Origin of the sequence: Paenibacillus phytorum (genome assembly GCF_013141715.1) — a bacterium.
GTDB classification, from domain to species: Bacteria; Bacillota; Bacilli; order Paenibacillales; family NBRC-103111; genus Paenibacillus_E; species Paenibacillus_E phytorum.
In genome coordinates this window covers 77,664-95,943 of the sequence record NZ_WHOA01000141.1, presented here as the reverse complement: position 1 = coordinate 95,943, position 18,280 = coordinate 77,664, and the positions used below count along the sequence as shown (strand labels likewise).

15 protein-coding genes are annotated in these 18,280 nt (G+C 47.2%); 12 read left to right on the top strand and 3 right to left on the bottom strand.

The annotated features are described in order from the left end of the window. Positions 1–40: 40 nt before the first annotated feature. On the bottom strand, positions 41–832 hold the full coding sequence (locus GC098_RS21350; RefSeq protein WP_171645252.1) for an IclR family transcriptional regulator: 792 nt from the start codon (positions 830–832) through the stop codon (positions 41–43). 155 nt (positions 833–987) lie between these two features. On the opposite strand from GC098_RS21350, the gene GC098_RS21345 reads away from it, so the two are divergent. The 8 genes from GC098_RS21345 (at position 988) to GC098_RS21310 (ending at position 12,908) form a co-directional block, all read left to right on the top strand. Continuing rightward, on the top strand, positions 988–2,094 hold the full coding sequence (locus GC098_RS21345; protein WP_171645251.1) for an alpha/beta hydrolase: 1,107 nt from the start codon (positions 988–990) through the stop codon (positions 2,092–2,094). A 128-nt stretch (positions 2,095–2,222) separates the two neighbouring features. Beyond that, positions 2,223–3,179: a phosphatase PAP2 family protein gene (locus GC098_RS21340; protein ID WP_216625363.1), complete on the top strand. Its 957-nt coding sequence runs from the start codon at positions 2,223–2,225 to the stop codon at positions 3,177–3,179. Between the two features lie 81 nt (positions 3,180–3,260). After that, a complete protein-coding gene (locus GC098_RS21335; RefSeq protein ID WP_171645249.1) occupies positions 3,261–4,667 on the top strand; it encodes an MFS transporter in 1,407 nt (468 codons plus the stop codon). Then, positions 4,639–6,900, top strand: coding sequence for a glycoside hydrolase family 3 C-terminal domain-containing protein (locus GC098_RS21330; RefSeq protein ID WP_171645248.1), 2,262 nt, complete (start codon positions 4,639–4,641; stop codon positions 6,898–6,900). Before GC098_RS21335 ends, GC098_RS21330 begins: the two co-directional genes overlap by 29 nt. A gap of 28 nt (positions 6,901–6,928) precedes the next feature. Then, positions 6,929–8,629, top strand: coding sequence for a glycoside hydrolase family 3 protein (locus GC098_RS21325; protein WP_171645247.1), 1,701 nt, complete (start codon positions 6,929–6,931; stop codon positions 8,627–8,629). A 25-nt stretch (positions 8,630–8,654) separates the two neighbouring features. Further along, complete coding sequence (gene pgmB / locus GC098_RS21320) at positions 8,655–9,299, top strand: beta-phosphoglucomutase (protein ID WP_312880257.1); 645 nt, start codon at positions 8,655–8,657, stop codon at positions 9,297–9,299. Positions 9,300–9,756: 457 nt separating this feature from the next. Then, a complete protein-coding gene (locus GC098_RS21315; protein ID WP_171645246.1) occupies positions 9,757–12,339 on the top strand; it encodes a GH39 family glycosyl hydrolase in 2,583 nt (860 codons plus the stop codon). Between the two features lie 122 nt (positions 12,340–12,461). Further along, positions 12,462–12,908 (top strand): GNAT family N-acetyltransferase, encoded by a 447-nt coding sequence (locus GC098_RS21310; protein WP_171645245.1) that lies wholly within the window; start codon positions 12,462–12,464, stop codon positions 12,906–12,908. Between the two features lie 57 nt (positions 12,909–12,965). Here the strand turns inward: GC098_RS21310 and GC098_RS21305 are convergent, their stop codons facing one another. Continuing rightward, on the bottom strand, positions 12,966–13,745 hold the full coding sequence (locus GC098_RS21305; RefSeq protein WP_171645244.1) for a helix-turn-helix domain-containing protein: 780 nt from the start codon (positions 13,743–13,745) through the stop codon (positions 12,966–12,968). A gap of 151 nt (positions 13,746–13,896) precedes the next feature. On the opposite strand from GC098_RS21305, the gene GC098_RS21300 reads away from it, so the two are divergent. Continuing rightward, positions 13,897–14,670, top strand: coding sequence for a phytanoyl-CoA dioxygenase family protein (locus GC098_RS21300; RefSeq protein ID WP_171645243.1), 774 nt, complete (start codon positions 13,897–13,899; stop codon positions 14,668–14,670). Positions 14,671–14,753: 83 nt separating this feature from the next. Beyond that, a complete protein-coding gene (locus GC098_RS21295) occupies positions 14,754–15,503 on the top strand; it encodes a LamG domain-containing protein (RefSeq protein ID WP_171645242.1) in 750 nt (249 codons plus the stop codon). A gap of 727 nt (positions 15,504–16,230) precedes the next feature. On the opposite strand, the gene GC098_RS21290 is transcribed toward GC098_RS21295, so the two are convergent. Beyond that, on the bottom strand, positions 16,231–16,374 hold the full coding sequence (locus GC098_RS21290) for a hypothetical protein (RefSeq protein WP_171645241.1): 144 nt from the start codon (positions 16,372–16,374) through the stop codon (positions 16,231–16,233). A gap of 425 nt (positions 16,375–16,799) precedes the next feature. On the opposite strand from GC098_RS21290, the gene GC098_RS21285 reads away from it, so the two are divergent. Both GC098_RS21285 and GC098_RS21280 read left to right on the top strand, forming a co-directional pair. Further along, positions 16,800–17,582, top strand: a complete 783-nt coding sequence (locus GC098_RS21285; RefSeq protein WP_171645240.1) for an amino acid ABC transporter substrate-binding protein — start codon at positions 16,800–16,802, stop codon at positions 17,580–17,582. Between the two features lie 12 nt (positions 17,583–17,594). Then, complete coding sequence (locus tag GC098_RS21280; protein ID WP_171645239.1) at positions 17,595–18,275, top strand: amino acid ABC transporter permease; 681 nt, start codon at positions 17,595–17,597, stop codon at positions 18,273–18,275. Positions 18,276–18,280 lie beyond the last annotated feature (5 nt).

Genomic DNA, 18,280 nt, shown 5'->3' with positions numbered 1-18,280 from the left:
GTATACAAAAAAAGGATAGTCAGGCTGTCTAAGCAGCTCACTATCCTTTTTTTGCTTCTTCTTTTATAAAGCCGAACTGACGCGATATTTCTTTCGCTGTTTTCACGACTTTATTCGTGTAGGAGACGATTCGGTTCTCGTCCATACGATGCATCGGAGCAATTAAAGTAAGTGCAGATATGACTTGACCGGTCGAGTCCCGAAGGGGCGAGGAAATGGATACCCAATTTTCGATGATTTCCCCGAAAGTGACGCAATAATCTTGTTTTCGAATACGCTTAAGCTGCTCTTTCAACTCCATCGGGTCGGTAATGGTTTTTGATGTGTAGGCGGTAAGAGGACGGTTCAATAATTTATTCAGTGCGAGTTCATCTTGATAGGCCAAAAGCATTTTGCCGGAGCTTGTGCAATGGACAGGATTTCTTTCCCCTATGTAAGCTGCTATATCTTCTTTTCTTTGACCTTCTGATTGAAAAATATACACGACCTCGTTTTCTTCTAATACAGCCACTCTGAGAACTTCGGAAGTTTCACGAGCAAGACGTTCGATGATGGGAATAGCCGCTTCCGCTAAATCCATATAGGTGGTCACCATAACTTGGTACAGGGATACGATTCGTTGGCCGAGTCTGTATGTATGAGTGATAGGGTCCTGGTAGACAAATCCCTCACTCAGTAAGGTAGATAGCAGTCGACTGGTTGTGCTTTTGCCCAGCCCTAACTCCTTGGCTAACTCGGTCAGTCTTTTTTCAGGCGTTTTTACGGTAAACAATTTTAAAAGGCTTAAGGCATTTTTAACAGAAGAAAGCAGTTGCGGATTTGTATTCGGCACGAATTGATCCTCCCTCTCCGATATTATTATAACTTTTCACGTTCCGTATACAGGAACAATTGCATTGTTGAAGTCGCCAATTGCCTATTATTATACATACATAAAGGCATTTATCCAATCAAGATTCACTAAACGAGCAGAGGGAGATGTTACACATGGACAACAAAGAACAATATGGAAAATTAGTTTCATTGCTAGAAGAAAAGGCGGTAGTCACCAAGCAGAACGATTACGATTATGTGGTCAAACCTATTCCTGACTCGGATGCCTTGGGGCAGTTAGACCCGCGGGTACATCATGTCCAGCTGCAGCAAGCTCTGGCTATGGCGTCTGCAGAAAGGCCGAGTTTCGACCCTTCCGATATACCAACTTTTGTGAAAACGATTAGAGCTATGTTCGGATGGAAGAATGAAGACATTACCCGAACACAAATTGATACCGTTTACAAAGAAATTAAAGGAACAAATAGTTCGATCCCCATACGTATTTATAGCCCCGCGGGCGAAGGACGATTACCTGTAGTCGTGTTCTTTCATGGCGGCGGCTTTATTGGCGGAACCGTAGATGTCGTCGAAAATCCTTGTAAAGCTTTGGCTGAAAAAGCGGGAGCTGTCGTCGTCTCGGTCGATTACCGACTAGCGCCAGAGCATGCGTTTCCTGCCGGACTAAATGATTGCTTCGAAGCGGTTCAATGGGTTTACGAGCATGCCGACGAAATCGGTGCGGATCCTCAGCAAATCACAGTGGCTGGCGACAGTGCTGGCGGTAACTTGGCTACGGTTTGCGCCTTGATGGATCGTGACAAAGGAACGAACATGATTAAGTATCAGGCGCTTATTTATCCGACCGTTAACATGGGGGCAGGCGAAACGGAGGATTTCAAATGGAGCCTGGACGAATACGATATTCGCAATCACCGGGAGCTCATTATGGCAGGGGTTGAAGGAATAGCCGGAATGAGTAATTTAATTGTGAATCTATATTTGCAAAATAACGCGGAGCCATCAGATCCTTATTTCGCTCCATTATTGGCAGAAGATTTAAGCGGCATGCCGGAAACGCTGATTGTGACGGCAGAATATGACTACCTAAGGCTGGAGTGTGAAGCGTACGCTCGTAAGCTTACTCGCTCGGGCGTCGCAACGAAGCTGATTCAGTATAACGGCATGGATCATGCATTTCTGGATAAGACAGGATTGTATCCGCAGGCGGAAGATTGCGTCCATGAAATCGCCAAAGACATCAAACGTATATTTTCATAAAAGAGTTAGCAGGGCTGCGGCCCAGCCTTCCGTCGATGTTGTGGACGGAAGGCTCAAGGTTAAAATACACCCTAATTTTCGTTAATATTCGCCTATCCGAGTGGATGAAGGGACCTTTATAATTTGAAATGAAAGCGTTTTCTATTGGGGTGATATTTATTTGGAAAGGAGCAACCAAGATGGCGACCAGAGGGACAAAGCGATTTATATGGGGATTTTTTATGCTATGGGTTGCATTAATGGCTATATTTACTTTTGCTGATTTGAATGTATCCAAAGCACTCTACAACGAGGAGCATTCGCGGTTTGGTTGGTTTTTTGAAGTGTACGGGGAGCACCCGGCTTTCCTTGTGTTATTTGCGGCGGGAAGTATTCTTTTTAGTACGGTTAGGGATGCACGCTTGGTTAAAAAGATCCTAATTCGTCTGATTTCCGGTTTATTCATCCTGTTAAGTGGATTTAGCATCGTATTTATTGCTCTCAACCGAGGATATGAGCTGGCTGGGAGCGGCGTAATGCTCATCTGTTTAGCTGTGGCTGTACTGCTTGCGGCACTTGCTCAGTGGTTACTGATGCAAGTGCCTGTTGAAACGCTAAGCACATATAACAGGGCTGCATGGGCTGGTATTGTTATCGTTTTTGCGGAGATTATGGTAGTGAACGTCCTTAAGATTTTCTGGGGCAGAATGCGTTTCCGCAATATGGAGGGCGACTATTCTCAGTTTACCAGCTGGTTCCTTCCGCAAGGCATTCAGGAGAACGGGGTCACTGCTGAAGCGCATAAATCGTTTCCTTCGGGGCATTCCGCCAATGGCTGGACGATGATGGTATGGATGCTTTTTATGCCTTTCGCGAGCAAGTGGCGCAACATTATGCTAGTCATTGCAGTGGCTTGGGGACTTTGCACATCGACGAGCCGCGTTATTATGGGCGATCATTTTGCAACAGACGTACTGACTGGGGCATTTATTACAATCACCTGCATGCTGTTGTTCTGCAAGTTGTTTAAGGTAGATATCTATTCAGACCATCAAACGAACGCATCTGTTCTGCAAAAAGATAAAAATGCCCCCTATTTCCGTTAAAATACGGACAGTTTAATAGGAGCCGTAAAGTTATAATGAATCCTAGAAAGCGCTAACAATAAGAGCAGAGGAGATGCTAACATGAATCAAAATCAAGTGCCATGGAGAGAGCGTATTAGCTACGGTCTGGGCGATACAGCATCTAATCTGATTTTCCAAATGACAACGCTTTATCTGATGTACTTCTATACGGATGTCTTTGGTTTGAACCCTGGGGCTGTAGCTACACTATTCCTTGTTGCGCGTGTCATTGACGCGATTGTCGAGCCATTCATTGGCGTCATGATTGACCGCACCCAATCCAAGTGGGGTAAATGCAGACCGTATTTCCTCTGGCTTGCCATTCCATTCGGCATTACAGCCGTACTCATGTTTTTAACGCCGGATTTTGGCGATACGGGTAAACTTGTATACGCATACATTACGTACACTGTGCTCGGTATTATGTACTCCGGCATTAACTTGCCCTTGTCGGCGATCCTGCCGAGTCTGACTAGTGATTCCAATGAACGTACGGTGGTCAACACGGTTCGGATGGTTTTCGCCATATTTGGGGTTATCACAGTAAGCGCCGGAACGATGCCGCTTGTGAATGCTTTTGGCGGAGGCAATCAAGCAAAAGGATTTATTGTGACCATGGTTTTGTTCGCGGTCATCGCCATGCTTCTGTTTTTGAACATGTTTGTTAACACTAAAGAACGCGTTAAAGCGATCGATGAGAAGCCGCTCCCAATGCGTGAAGGGGTCAAGGCGCTCAAAGGAAATACACCTTGGCTGATCATGCTGCTGCTTGGCTTGTTTCTATGGATCACAACGTCGATTCAAGGTCAGACGAGCATTTATTATATGACTTACTATCTGAAAAAGCCGGAGCTCATTCCGATTGTGAATTCGATGCAGCTTCTGATGATTGTTACGATGGTGTTCGCTCCAATGGCAGTGAAAAAAATTGGGAAAAGGAACACGATTATTATTGGATCCGTTGTTTCCATCCTTGGTTATATTGTCGCCATTATCGGGGGGAACGCGCTTTCTGTGCCTATGCTTTTGACGGGACTGCTTATTAGCGGGCTTGGCATGGGCGCAGGTGCTGGTCTTATCTTTGCAATGATGGCGGATACGGTCGATTATGGTGAATGGAAATCCGGCGTGCGGGCGCAAGGCCTGTTGTATTCAGCTTCAAGCTTCGGGGTTAAAGTCGGAATGGGACTTGGCGGTGCGCTCGGAGGCTGGATATTATCGTTAGGCGGCTATGTAGCTAACAGTACGGCGCAGTCGGACTCCGCATTAGCAGCAATCTCGTTTAACTATTTATGGGCGCCGATTATCGGGCAAGTCATCATGATTTTACTGTTGCTGTTCTACCGTCTAGACAAGATTCAACCAGTTATGTTGAAGGAGTTGGAGGAACGCCGCAATCAATCACTAGCTTTCTTAGACGAAAAGGAGAGAAACCGACATGAAAACACACATACAACAGCTTATTGAACAAATGACCTTGGAGGAAAAAGCGGGCATGTGCTCCGGACTGGACTTCTGGCGGACGAAAGCCGTTGAACGGCTTGGAATCCCGTCCATTATGATGACGGATGGTCCGCATGGCCTGCGCAAACAAAGAGCCGGCAGCGATCATTTGGGCATTTTCGACAGCGTGCCTTCCACATGTTTCCCTTCAGGAGCCGGAATGGCCTGCTCCTGGGACACGGAGCTGATCCATCAGGTTGGCGCAGCGATTGCGGAAGAGTGTCAGGCTGAAGATGTCGCAATTTTGCTGGGGCCTGGGGCCAACATTAAGCGCTCGCCATTATGCGGCCGCAATTTTGAATATTTCTCCGAGGATCCGTATTTGTCCTCCGAGATGGCCGCAGGTCATATTAACGGCGTACAAAGCCAAGGCGTAGGCACATCGCTCAAGCATTTTGCCGCGAACAATCAAGAGCACCGGCGTATGTCTGTAGACGCCATTGTGGATGAGCGAACACTGAGAGAAATCTATTTGGCAAGCTTCGAAGGCGCGGTGAAGAAGGCGAAGCCTTGGACCGTTATGAGTGCTTACAATCAGGTGAATGGGGAGTACGCCTCAGAAAATGCGTATCTGCTTACAGATATTTTAAAAGAAGAGTGGGGTCATGAGGGCTTCGTCGTTTCCGACTGGGGCGCAGTCAATGAGCGCGTTAATGGGCTAGCTGCAGGTTTGGAATTGGAAATGCCGACAAGTAACGGCGTCGGCGATCAGAAAATCATCGAGGCCGTGCGCAGCGGGGCATTGTCGGAAGAAGCGTTGGATCGTGCGGTTGGCCGCCTGTTGGCCATTATCTTCAAAGCGGTAGAGAATCGTAAGGTGGATGCTTCCTTTGATCCGGAGGCGCATCACCAATTAGCCCGTGTTGCTGCCAGAGAAAGTATGGTGCTGCTCAAAAATGAGAGCAGCCTGCTGCCTCTGAAACGCGAAGGCTCCTATGCGGTGATCGGCGACTTTGCCCGTAATCCGAGGTATCAAGGTGGCGGAAGCTCGCATATCAAACCTACCCAGTTGGATGATATTTACGATAGTATCATGAGGGAAGCAGGATCATCTGCGCTGCTATCCTATGCGCAGGGCTACGCCTCTGACAGCGATGAGCCGGATGTGGAGCTCGTCGCACAGGCTGTGGAAGCTGCTTCGCAAGCTGACACAGCGATTGTGTTCGTTGGATTGCCGGAGCGCAACGAATCCGAGGGCTATGACCGGAATCATCTGCGGATTCCGGAGAGCCACGTCCGCCTCATTGAGGCTGTCGCGGACGTTCAACCGAACATCGTGGTCGTGCTGAGCAACGGCTCCGCGATTGAAATGCCTTGGCTCGGCCGCGTCAAGGCAGTGCTGGAGGGCTACCTCGGCGGGCAAGCCCTCGGTGGCGCCATTGCCGACCTGCTGTTCGGCAATGTCAGTCCGTCCGGCAAGCTGGCGGAGACGTTCCCGCAGCAGCTTGAGCACAACCCGTCCTTCCTGAACTTCCCCGGCGAGGGGGACCTTGTTGAGTACAAGGAAGGATTGTTCGTAGGGTACCGTTACTATGACGCCAAGCGGATTGCTCCGCTTTTCCCATTTGGATACGGTCTCAGCTATACAACATTCGCGTACTCCGATCTTTCGGTAAGCACGCACAGCATGAAAGATACCGACACGCTGCAAGTTAGCGTGAAGGTTACGAATACCGGCGCGATGCAAGGTAAAGAAGTCGTGCAGTTGTATGTTAAAGATGTGGTCAGCAGTGTCGTACGGCCTGAGAAGGAGCTGAAAGGTTTCACGAAGGTAGCGCTTTTACCTGGTGAAACGAAGACAGTGACGTTCACGCTGGATCAAAGAGCTTTTGCCTATTATAACGTCGAGCTGAAGGATTGGCATGTAGAAACGGGTGAATTCGATATTCTCATCGGACATTCCTCCCAAGGTATCGTACTCACAGAGCGTGTTGCTGTGGAATCCACGGTTGCGCTTGCCAAGACTTACACGCGTAACTCGACAATAGGCGATCTGAATGGAGATCCAAAGGGCGCAGCGATCATTCAATCCATGATGAGTCAATTCGGAGGGATGATGGCAATGATGCAGGATGGTTCGGAATTAATGATGGCCATGATGCAAAATATGCCGCTCCGCGCGCTTGTCGCTTTTAGCCAAGGCGCTTTGACGGAACAGGGATTGGACGATTTACTGAACCATCTGAACAATAGATAGATACTTCCGGGAGAGAGAGGAATCAGACATGATTGATTTGAAAGCAAAGCCGTTTCATCTGAACGAAGAAGGGATTCAATGGGTCGCGGACACGTTGGCATCTATGGATTTGGTGACCAAAGTAGGGCAGTTGTTCTGCCCTATCGGGTTCACCGATGAGAAAGAGCATCTTGCGCAATTGACCAAAGGCGTCAAGATCGGGGGCATCATGTACCGCCCCGGACCCGGAGACAAGGTGCAAGAAACGCACCGCTATTTGCAGGAAACATCGGATATTCCTCTGCTGATTGCCGCCAATTTGGAAGCAGGAGGCAACGGCTCGGCTGTGGACGGCACTTTCTTCGGGAAACAGCTGCAGGTCGCTGCGACGGATAATACGGAGATGGCGCGCAAACTGGGAACCATCGCCGCTCGAGAAGGCGGTGCCGTTGGCTGCAACTGGGCGTTCGCCCCAATTCTTGATATTGACTATAACTTCCGTAATCCGATTACCAATGTAAGAACATTTGGTTCGGATCCGGAGCGGGTAGCCCGCATGAGCAAGGCGTATACGGAAGCGATTCAGGAGCATGGGATGGCCGTATCCATTAAGCATTTCCCAGGCGATGGCGTGGACGAGCGGGATCAGCATTTATTGACATCGATCAACTCACTTTCAATCGAAGAGTGGGACGCTACCTTTGGCAAGGTGTATCAGGATTGTATTGAAGCGGGAGCGCACACGGTCATGGTGGGGCACATCGCTCATCCCGCCTATTCCAGACATTTGCGTCCGGGGATCGAAGATACGGAGATTATGCCTGCGACGTTGGCACCGGAGCTTCTGAACGGTTTGCTGCGCGAGAAGCTCGGTTTCAATGGGTTGATCACGACGGATGCTACGCCGATGGCAGGGTTCACGATGGCTATGAAACGGGAGCTCGCGGTTCCGACCTCCATTGCAGCGGGGTGCGATATGTTCCTCTTTAACAAAAGTCTGGAAGAAGACTTTGCTTATATGATGAAAGGGATCGAGAACGGCATCCTGACGGAAGCTCGGGTGGATGAAGCGGTCACGCGGATCCTCGGTGTCAAAGCCGCGCTGGGACTTCATCGGAAGAAACAGGAAGGAACTCTCGTACCAGGCAAAGAGGCTTTGTCTGTACTCCGCTGCGAGGAGCATGTTCGTTGGGCGCAAGAATGCGCCGACCAGTCGGTTACCCTGGTAAAGGACACGCAGCAGCTGCTGCCGATCAGCCCAGAGCGTCATAAACGACTGCTGCTTTTCACACTTGGAGGCGAGGAAGGCTTATTCGGCGGAACGGATGTTGCGCCATACTTCATCTCGAAGCTGGAAGCTGAAGGCTTCGAAGTGAAACTATACGATAAGAAAAACATCGACCTTAGCGCCATGTTCAGCGGTGTGAAGGCGTTGACGGATCACTACGATGCGGCGGTCTACTTCTCAAGTCTGGAGACACACAGCAACCAAACGGTTGTACGAATTAACTGGGCGCCACCATTCGGGTCTGACATGCCGTGGTTCATCCCCGAGCTGCCGACTGTATTCATTTCGGTGGCGAATCCGTATCATCTGTTGGATGTGCCTCGCGTGCCTACGTTTATTAACGCGTATTCGCCAAGCGATTACGTGGTGGATGCGCTCATCGAGAAGCTGCTGGGGCGTTCCTCCTTTACAGGCGTAAATCCAATTGACCCGTTTTGCGGCTATTGGGATACACGTCTGTAATCAGACGGCGAAGGAGGAGGTTAGCATGATGGCGATACAAGCAGTTATTTTCGATTTGGATGGCGTTCTCGTTCATACGGATCGCTTTCACTATGAGGCTTGGCAGCGGATGGCAAACGAGGAGGGCATTTCATTTGATGTGTCCATCAATGACAGACTGCGTGGCGTGAGTCGGATGGAGAGTCTGGACATCATCCTCGAGAAGAGCGAGCGAAGCTATACGCAGAGTGAGAAAGAAGATTTAGCCGATCGGAAGAACGAATATTACCGTGAGCTGCTCCTGCAATTGACACCAGCCGATGCTGCTGAGGGGGCACTTGCGTTCATTGCTAGGTGCAAGGAGCAAGACGTGAAAACAGCAATTGGTTCGTCCAGCCGAAACACACCGATGATTCTGGAGAGGATCGGACTGGCGCATGTATTCGATGCGATAGCCGATGGCAACCAGATTGTGCGCAGCAAGCCCGATCCGGAGGTATTTCTGCTGGCGGCACAGCAGCTCGGTGTAGACCCGGCGTATTGTCTCGTCGTGGAAGACGCCGAGGCGGGGCTTATTGCCGCCGAACGTGCCGGCATGTTGAAGGCGGCCATTGGTGCTGCGTTTGATAGTTCGGTAGCCGATTATCGACTCCGGAACCTTGCTGAGATGGCGGAGATTGTGTTTGGATAATAGGAAGTGGTTGAGCAGGAGGTATCTGCTCGATCGCTTTTTTTTGTTGTGTGTGTGTGTGTTGGAAATGGACAAACAGTGTGAGCGGAGCTTATCGCTGTTTAGGAGCGTTATGTGATCTAAATAGAAGGAAATCCTCCTGCTAATTCTCCCTTTATTAAGGGGGCTACACAATTAACTGGGAAATCTCCATCTAAATCGACAGCGTATCATCGAATTAACACAATATGGAGTGATTAACAGGATAAATTCCAGTTATTTGATGGAAAAACGGTCAAATGAGGAAATTAGCAGGTGATTTTCCAGTTAATTCATCCATCGTCCGATTCTGCATGCGTGTGTTGCAGAGGTTCCCGCTCTCATAGCATCACCATCATCACCAGCGACCATATGATTTGATCATACGAAAGATTATAATAGGATGATAGAACGCATTCAAAGTGAAGGAGGAGAAGAGGTGCAAAGCTACACCTACGAAAATATTGAGACGGACGACCAACTTCCCGTTCACTTGTTTTTGCACAGCACCCATCAGGTACCGAATCATTGGCATGACAGCATAGAAATACTGTTCGTGCTAAAGGGGAAGCTCCAATTGTTTACGAAAGATAGATATACCGAGCTGAATGAAGAAGATTTATTTCTGATTAATGCCAATGATATTCATGCGATTGAAGCTGAGGAGAACAATTTGGTTCTGGCGCTGCAAATCCCCATCGCATATCTCATTCAGATTGAACCTCAGATCGAACGGATGTCGTTTGGATGCAACTCTGCGGCCTATGGCCGGGAAGAGCAGGTTAAGTTTGACGAGCTTCGCGCTCTGCTCGCCGAAATGATGCTGCTCCACTATAAGCGCCCGCAAGGGTACACACTGCGCATACAGTCACTTCTGCTGAGTTTGACGTACTTGCTCATACAAGGCTTTCGCTCTCAGGACCAAAATACCGAGAAGCTGGATGACAAGCATCGCGAACGGCTGCTGCGCATTACCTCCTATGTGAAGGAGAACTACAACCGGAATATCAACATCCAGCAGTTGGCGCAGCAGGAGTATTTGACGGTTCCGTATTTATCGCGGTTTTTCAAAGAGTATATGGGCACTTCCTTCACGAAATACGTGAATGCGGTACGTTTGGACAGAGCGGTAAAAGATTTGACGCTAACGAATTTATCGATCACGCAGATCGCTCATGACCACGGATTTCCGAACTTAAAATCGTTTAATGCGGTTTTCAAAGAATTTTACAGACAAACGCCTGGCGAATACCGGAAGACGGTCTTGGACGGCCGAAGCAGGTTTCAGAAAAGCAGTGCGAGTCATTTTAACTATTTTGAAATGAATCCGTCGCAAGCGTTCGAGTCGCTTTTCAAATATCTTCCAGATAAATCGGTCCCGGCGGTGACGACCTTGCCTGCGCCCCATGCAAAACGTTCAAGCCATGTTTCAGTAGAGTCGACTCCCGTCACCGAAGTTGATCATACCTGGAAGAAGCTCATGACGGTGGGCAAAGCCAAAGAGGTGCTATTTGCTGAAGTGCAAAAGCACATGCAGCGTGTGCAGCGGGAAATCGGATTTCAGTATGTGCGGTTTCACGGTATTTTTGATGATGAGATGATGGTATACGGTGAGAACGAACGGGGAGAAGTTAGCCTAAACTTTGCTTATAGCGATTCATTGTTTGATTTTATCCTGACCTCCGGACTGAGGCCTTTTCTGGAGCTCAGCTTTCTGCCGAGCCAGCTTGCCGGAGAGGAATGCGGTACAATTTTTTATAAAAAGAGCTTTGTGGGTAGTCCTAAGGATCTCGGCAAGTGGAACCAAATGATCCATCAATTCATTACACATTACATTCGTAAATATGGCATTCATGAAGTGCGGCAATGGTATTTCGAGGTGTGGAATGAGCCGGAAATCCGTATTTTCTGGCCGGACACATACGAAGCTTACTGTGAGCTGTTCGTCTCCACATATCACTGCATCAAATCGATTCATCCAGAGCTGCGTGTAGGGGGACCGGGGATATTGTCGATTACGTTGATGCGGGAGGATTGGCTGACCCGGTTTGTGCGGGATGTGCGCGAACGGCATGCGGAGCCTGATTTTATTTCTATCCACAACTACCCGTATGATGAGGCGATGAGCATTTCAAATGAAGAAATCCAGGTTGATTTTGAGCAATTTCCGAATCTGGTTTTTCAGCGTATTGAATTATCAGCCGATACAGGGTATTTATCCCAGGTCATTGCAAAATTAAAAGAAACAGTCTCTGCGTCGGCAAGCGGCTATACGCCTGAGCTGCACATGACCGAATGGAATTCCACGGGATCTCACCGGGATCTAGTGAATGATACGTGCTACAAAGCGGCTTACATCGTGAAAAATGTGCTGGAAAATATGGATGCCCTCCATAGTTTTGGCTATTGGACGGTGACAGACCTGCTGGAAGAGTTCAAAATGTCGGCCGAGCTGTTTCACGGTGGTCTGGGCTTGATGACATATAACGGCATACCTAAGCCTGCCTTTTATGCGTTCAAACTACTTGCGAGGTTGGGTGATCACTGTATAGATCGGGGTGAAGGGTATTACATCGCTGGCAATGACAAGGGGCTGCAGGTTTTAATGTATGCTTATGTGCATTTGGATGCTTTGTATCGCAAAGGGGATGCGTCTTTCATTAACCGTACCAATAGGTACGATGTGTTTGAAGAAGATGGGCTCACAGAGCTGACGCTGGAACTGACGGGCATTCGATCGGGGACTTACACGCTCAAAAGGCATACGATCAATAGGCAGCATGGCAGTGCTTTCGATCTATGGGTGCAAATGGGTGCGCCTGTACATATGGATGCAGACACTTTGGATTATCTAAAGCAGGCGAGCTGCCCGCGATTAACGGTTGAACAGGTCGAGATAAAGGACAGCGCTTACACATTAGTGAGTACGTTATCGCCGCATGAAGTGCAGCTGGTTGAATTGGTAAAAGGAAACCAAAGTTATACCTCAAATAAGAATGAGAAGGGAATAATTTCCATGTAACTAACCTAGATGAACTTTCGTGGCGGCTTCTCTTTTTTTATTCTGAATAACTGAAATAATAATATTGAATATACATGCATATTTATGTATAATTATGCATTATCGAATGGAGGGAATTATTAATGCCACTTATCGTGAGAGACGCAGAACCTGATGATGAAAACAGCTTGACCGAATTAATGTATGAATACATCGTAGGATTTTATCAGAAGCCTAGGCCAGCCGATGGGAAAATACATAAGTTGATTCAAACCCTTTTAGAGAAACAATTAGGTATACAATTTGTCGCAGAACAAGACGGAAAGCTAGTCGGCTTTGCCACTTTATACTTCGCATTTAGTACGATGAAAGCAGAGAAAATTACGATCATGAACGACCTTTATGTCATTGAGCCATTAAGAGGTTCAGAAGTGGAATCAGAACTGTTTTTAGAATGCCAAGGTTACTCCAAAGATCAAGGATATGCGTATATGTCTTGGATAACGGCTCCTGATAATAAACGAGCTCAACATTTCTTTGAGAAAATGGGTGGGGTTCAAGGGGATTGGGTTAACTATTCCATTGTCTAAGCTGTTGCGATTAATCTGGCCGCTGATCCGTTCGAACTAACGATCAACGGCCCTTTTTCATACACGGAAAGTCCTTCGATAGGCGGAAGGGCTTATTTGCATTTGCTGCGAGAAGACACGGCTGAAATAGAAGGCATTCTGAAAGCCGCACTGCTCAGCAATGGCATCGAGTGTGTCTGGCGTTTCGGCTAGCAGCAAGCGTGCTCGGGATAGTCGAACCTTTGTTGCATACCGAATTGGTGACATACCGTACACGGCTTGAAAACGCCGAGTAAGCTGAGATGCACCAATACCAAGTGTGACAGCTAGCCCCTGCAAGGACAATTCATGTTCGAAAGCCTTCATTTCTATATAAGCAGCCGCTTGATTCATTAAGGGATCAGAAGTACCGGATCGCTTACGCTGCGCTGTGAGCTGCTCCCGATTTGCCATGAAAAGCAGGTCTTCAATGAGATGATGAACGACCTCCCACTGATGATCGCCATGATCCACTTCTTCCTGCCATTCTTGTAAATATTGAAAGGTGGAGCTGAGCCTACCGACATCCTTGATGCGGATTTTACCTGGCAGTGTCACACTGCTGTCTAACGTGAATTCAGCGAAATGAAAAGAGATCGGTTCAAGAGCAAGACGCCTGAACGTTTGGCCGGGTTGGCAAAAAACAAGCTCCCCGAATTCGGCAATCCGCTCACCCGGATCATCCCCCTCTAAAGTGAAGGAGAATCGACCTGATTGGGCAGCGAGCATCCCCCAGCCTTCATAAGTGTCCTCGGATAGAGAAAACTGCTCTCTTTGTTTACCAAAATAATACCGCTTAATTTGGAGCTTTCCAATCATGTACTCACTCTCCCGTTCCATGCAAAAAAGTATATGAATTAGTATAACCTAGTGCATGGATTAAGGGAATACATGGCTGTAATATAAGGTTAAAAGAAAGTCAATCACACAACGTGAGAGGCAAAAAAACAAATGAGAGGTGGAGATTTCCATGAGAAAGAAATCTTTGAGTATTTTATCAGAAGAGCAGCTTCACACGTATAACGAGCAGGGGTACTTGGTGCTGCGGAACGTATTTTCAGAACAAGAAGCGAAAGTCATCCAAACGGAATGCGATCAATTGCTTACATTAGGCGAGTATACCGATAAGTTTAACATTCGTGCTGGTCACAAAGTCTACGCAGATGGCCGAGTTGCGATCGAACGTCTGGACCCGGTTCATGACATTTCCGCAGTGTTTGCTGATTTAGTGGAGGATGAGCGCATTTTATCACCGCTGCGTGATATTTATTTGGACGAACCGCTACTTTTCAAGGATAAACTCATTTTTAAACTCCCAGGCGCAAATGGCTACTCGATGCATCAGGATGCTTCTTGGTGGCAGGGCTTCCCCATTGAAGGTTTGATCTCGGTAATGGTTGCAATTGATGGAGCGACAACGGCAAACGGAGGCTTGGAATTGTTTCCAGGCTATCATGAAAGATTGCGTTCCACGCCGGGTGAGCTGCGCAACATGAATGCGGAAGAAATTGCTGAGATTGATCCCCAAAAAGGTGTTATCGTAGAAACAAATCCAGGTGATGTGATCATCTTCCATTCGTTTACACCTCATCAAAGTGGGGCCAACTTGTCCGACGTAAGCCGTAAACAGTTGTATTTGACGTACACGCCTAGTAAGAATGGGATTCTATATAAAGCGCATTACCAACACTACCAACGCTATAATTTAAAAGGTAAGGACACATCCAGCTATCATTTTCTGTAGGTAATTCAAAGAGATCTGCCTTTGGCGGTAGATCCCTTTTATAACTCTAGCATAAAAACATGTTGCAATCGGAGGCTGAGTGAATGGCGAGTAAATCTGCATTGATTCTTCAACAGGATTCTCTCGTATCCTTCTGGGACTTTCAAGAAGCTGAGGGCCAGTCTCGAGTGGCAAAAGGGCCTTTTCCTTATGTTTTGGATGAAAAGTCTGGACCAATAAGGAGGGTTGAAGACGGCGTCTTAGGGACTTACGCGGCAAAATTAGAATATGGCCAATGGTTCAACCTGCCCCGAAAAGATTGCCCAGCACTAGATTTCCACGGACTGGATGCAAAGCTGACCATCTTCGCTTGGCTAAAACGCGAAAACAGAGTAAACGGGCAGTGCGAAGCGATAGCCGGCATGTGGAACGAAACAGAGAAGAAGCGCCAATATGCCATGTTTCTTAATCTGAGGATTTGGGAGAGCGGGGATCAAGTGGGAGGACATGTCTCTGTTGAAGGAGGTCCGACACAGGGATATCCGTGGTGTATGACAACGGCGATAGGAGCAACACCGCTGGCGAAGGATAAGTGGTATGCGCTAGCATTCACTTATAATGGCACCTATGCCAAGGTGTATGTGGACGGCGTGCTGGACGAGAGGGAAACCTACAACCCTTACTTATATGACAAAGGTTTGTTCGATGGGGGACTTACGGGTGCTGACTTCACCGTTGGTGGCGTGAATCGTTCCGGGGAGATGGGCAATTTCTATGCCGGACTACTGGGTGTACTTGCTGTATTTAATGAAGCATTAACCGACGAAGAGATACGTAGGTTATCGATAAAATAATAAGTCGTAGAAGACGGAGGATACGCTAGCCTCCGTACGCCTCCCCGCAGAAATAGGCGCGAATTACGAGTTTACAGCGAGAGCTTCGGGAGCCGAAGCTCGTCGGTAGAGTCTGAGATGTCGGAAATCGACTTCTCAGCACACCGTCCCGCGCGGAGAAGACCTTTTCGGACTTCTCAGCACACTTTGCTACTTTTCCAGCGGTGAGAGATCCATTTCGGCTCTCTTGGCATATATTTGTCGGTTAACAAGCATCCTTCTGGCTCTAAGAAGTACTTTTCGGACTTCTCAACAACACTTTGCTACTTTTCCAGCGGTGAGAGATCCATTTTGGCTCTCTTGGCATATATTTGTCGGTTAACAAGCATCCTTCTGGCTCTAAGAAGACCTTTTCGGACTTCTCAGCACACTTTGCTACTTTTCCAGCGGTGAGAGATCCATTTCGGCTCTCTTGGCATATATTTGTCGGTTAACAAGCTTTCTGTCCCGTGCGTCCATAAAAATTAAGCTCGAAAACCACGCCTACAGCGAGAAATCGGCGAGCCAAAGCTCGCCAGCAGTGTCTGAGAAGCCGGAAATCAACTTCTCAGCCGGCGGAGTCTCGTCTATTCTGGTCGGTTAAAACTTCTCAGCCCCAACCCACTAAGAGAAACGAAAAATTTTCCAACCATCTAAAATAAGGTGGTTTTGTCGAATTAATTGGTCTGAGAATTGGGTGCGACTTATATCAGCGAAATGGGGACCAAATCTGCTCAAGAAAATACTTTTCCGCATGTCCATGACCCTCTTTAAGTCGCTTTAATCGTTCCCCGCCCCTCATCGAAATGTGTTTAGCTAAAAAGGCTTCATGTGCAATTTCAAATTCATTCATAAATGTATAGGCCACCTCCAGAAAATAAATAAACCGCTCCTCCGGACAGCTGATGCTGATCCGTAAAAGCGGCGTGTGCTTCACAACCGTTTGATATTAATTATTAAAAATAATATAATACTACACAAAATTTAACAATTACGCATAGAGAGGCTATTTTCCTTTACGCTCGTTAGTTGGAATTCTCTTTGCAGTTGATTCGTTCTTTCGTTAGATTCATTCGTTGTATTGTTTCGTTTGTCTCTTTCGTCTCGTTCGGCTTTTTAGTCTAAAATTATAAGTCCGAATTCGTACTAATTCTAATTCGGATTGCAAATTTTTCTGGCGTACATTTTCACGCACTACATTTTTTTTTCTTAAAATTACTTCACATGGGGAATAATACCTTTAACTCAAAAAGGGTTATTTCACAGGGGGTTATTAGGATGAAAAAATTACTCGCAACAACAGCAGTTACTGCATTGCTCCTAACTTCGGTAGGCTGTAGTTCGGCTAAGCCAAACGCAACGCCGTCAGCATCTTCGCCGAGTAAGGCCGAAATTACGATCGGTACAGAAGGTACTTATGCACCTTTCACTTTTCATGATAAGGCTGGCAAGCTTACGGGATTTGATGTTGAGACGGCAGAAGAGGTATGTAAACGGATTGGTATGACGCCGCGTTTTGTTGAAACTAAGTGGGATGGCATGATTGCCGGACTCGATGCGAAGCGGTATGACATGGTGGCCAATGAAGTAGCTGTTCGCCCGGATCGTTTGGAGAAGTATGATATGTCGACGCCTTTTATTGTTTCACGCGCAGTTCTTGTGGTGAAAGCGGATAATACCAATATTAAAACGTTAGACGACCTTAAAGGCAAGAAGGTTGGACAATCCCTCGATAGTAATTATCGGAAAATAGCGGAAGAACACGGGGCGGTAAATACAGTTGTGGAGGGTTTTAATCAAGCGATTGATCTTTTGACTTCGGGCAGGATCGATGCGACGCTTAACGATAGTTTGTCCTATTTGGATTTAAAAAAGCAGCGTCCTGAGCTCCCGATCAAAACGGTTTATGAGGAGCCGTCCGCAACGAGCAACGCCTTTTTATTCCGCAAAGGAAGCACGGATTTAGTTAGTAAAGTTAATAAAGCCTTGGCTGACATGAAATCGGACGGTACATTGGTTCAAATTTCGCAAAAATGGTTCAATGCCGATGTAACGAAGTAAGGACCTAGCCTAATGACAAATGAACGTCTTGAACGAATCATAGGGATCCTGTCCGATGCCTTCTTTCCTATTATAAAGGCGGGGCTTACATACACAGTTCCGCTTACTTTAATCACATTTGCACTAGGACTTAGCTTGGCATTCATCACGGCACTTGCTCGCTTATCAGATTTTGCCATACTACGGGCGATAGCGAGATTTTATGTTTGGGTTTTTCGCGGCACGCCATTGCTTGTCCAATTGTTTATTCTATTTTATGGTTTTCCAAGTTTGGGAATAACGCTGGATCCTTTTCCAACAGCCATTATCGGGTTTACGTTAAATAAAGGAGCCTATAGCTCCGAAATCATTCGTGCCGCGATATTGTCGATTCCCAAAGGCCAAAGTGAGGCAGCTTATTCGATCAATATGACGAAATGGCAGGCGATGAGGCGCATCATTTTACCCCAGGCTGTGCGAGTCGCTATTCCACCATTAGGAAATTCCTTCATAAGTTTAATCAAAGACACATCTTTGGCCGCCACGATTACGGTTACGGAAATGTTTCAGAAAGGGCAGCAGGTTGCGGCTGTTACTTATGAGCCATTATGGCTTTATATCGAAGTTGCCTTCGTTTATTTAGTTTTCAGTACCTTTCTTTCCTATTTCCAATCCAAACTTGAGATCCACTACGAACGAAACATTGCCAAGTAAGGGGG

What these genes read in the sequence shown, in the direction of transcription:
- pgmB (WP_312880257.1), top strand. Translation starts at nt 8,655, where the DNA reads ATGATGGCGATACAAGCAGTTATTTTCGATTTGGATGGCGTTCTCGTT.
- GC098_RS21295 (WP_171645242.1), top strand. Translation starts at nt 14,754, where the DNA reads ATGGCGAGTAAATCTGCATTGATTCTTCAACAGGATTCTCTCGTATCC.
- GC098_RS21340 (WP_216625363.1), top strand. Translation starts at nt 2,223, where the DNA reads ATGAAAGCGTTTTCTATTGGGGTGATATTTATTTGGAAAGGAGCAACC.
- GC098_RS21335 (WP_171645249.1), top strand. Translation starts at nt 3,261, where the DNA reads ATGAATCAAAATCAAGTGCCATGGAGAGAGCGTATTAGCTACGGTCTG.
- GC098_RS21325 (WP_171645247.1), top strand. Translation starts at nt 6,929, where the DNA reads ATGATTGATTTGAAAGCAAAGCCGTTTCATCTGAACGAAGAAGGGATT.
- GC098_RS21310 (WP_171645245.1), top strand. Translation starts at nt 12,462, where the DNA reads ATGCCACTTATCGTGAGAGACGCAGAACCTGATGATGAAAACAGCTTG.
- GC098_RS21305 (WP_171645244.1), bottom strand. Translation starts at nt 13,745, where the DNA reads ATGATTGGAAAGCTCCAAATTAAGCGGTATTATTTTGGTAAACAAAGA.
- GC098_RS21290 (WP_171645241.1), bottom strand. Translation starts at nt 16,374, where the DNA reads ATGAATGAATTTGAAATTGCACATGAAGCCTTTTTAGCTAAACACATT.
- GC098_RS21280 (WP_171645239.1), top strand. Translation starts at nt 17,595, where the DNA reads ATGACAAATGAACGTCTTGAACGAATCATAGGGATCCTGTCCGATGCC.
- GC098_RS21300 (WP_171645243.1), top strand. Translation starts at nt 13,897, where the DNA reads ATGAGAAAGAAATCTTTGAGTATTTTATCAGAAGAGCAGCTTCACACG.
- GC098_RS21285 (WP_171645240.1), top strand. Translation starts at nt 16,800, where the DNA reads ATGAAAAAATTACTCGCAACAACAGCAGTTACTGCATTGCTCCTAACT.
- GC098_RS21345 (WP_171645251.1), top strand. Translation starts at nt 988, where the DNA reads ATGGACAACAAAGAACAATATGGAAAATTAGTTTCATTGCTAGAAGAA.
- GC098_RS21330 (WP_171645248.1), top strand. Translation starts at nt 4,639, where the DNA reads ATGAAAACACACATACAACAGCTTATTGAACAAATGACCTTGGAGGAA.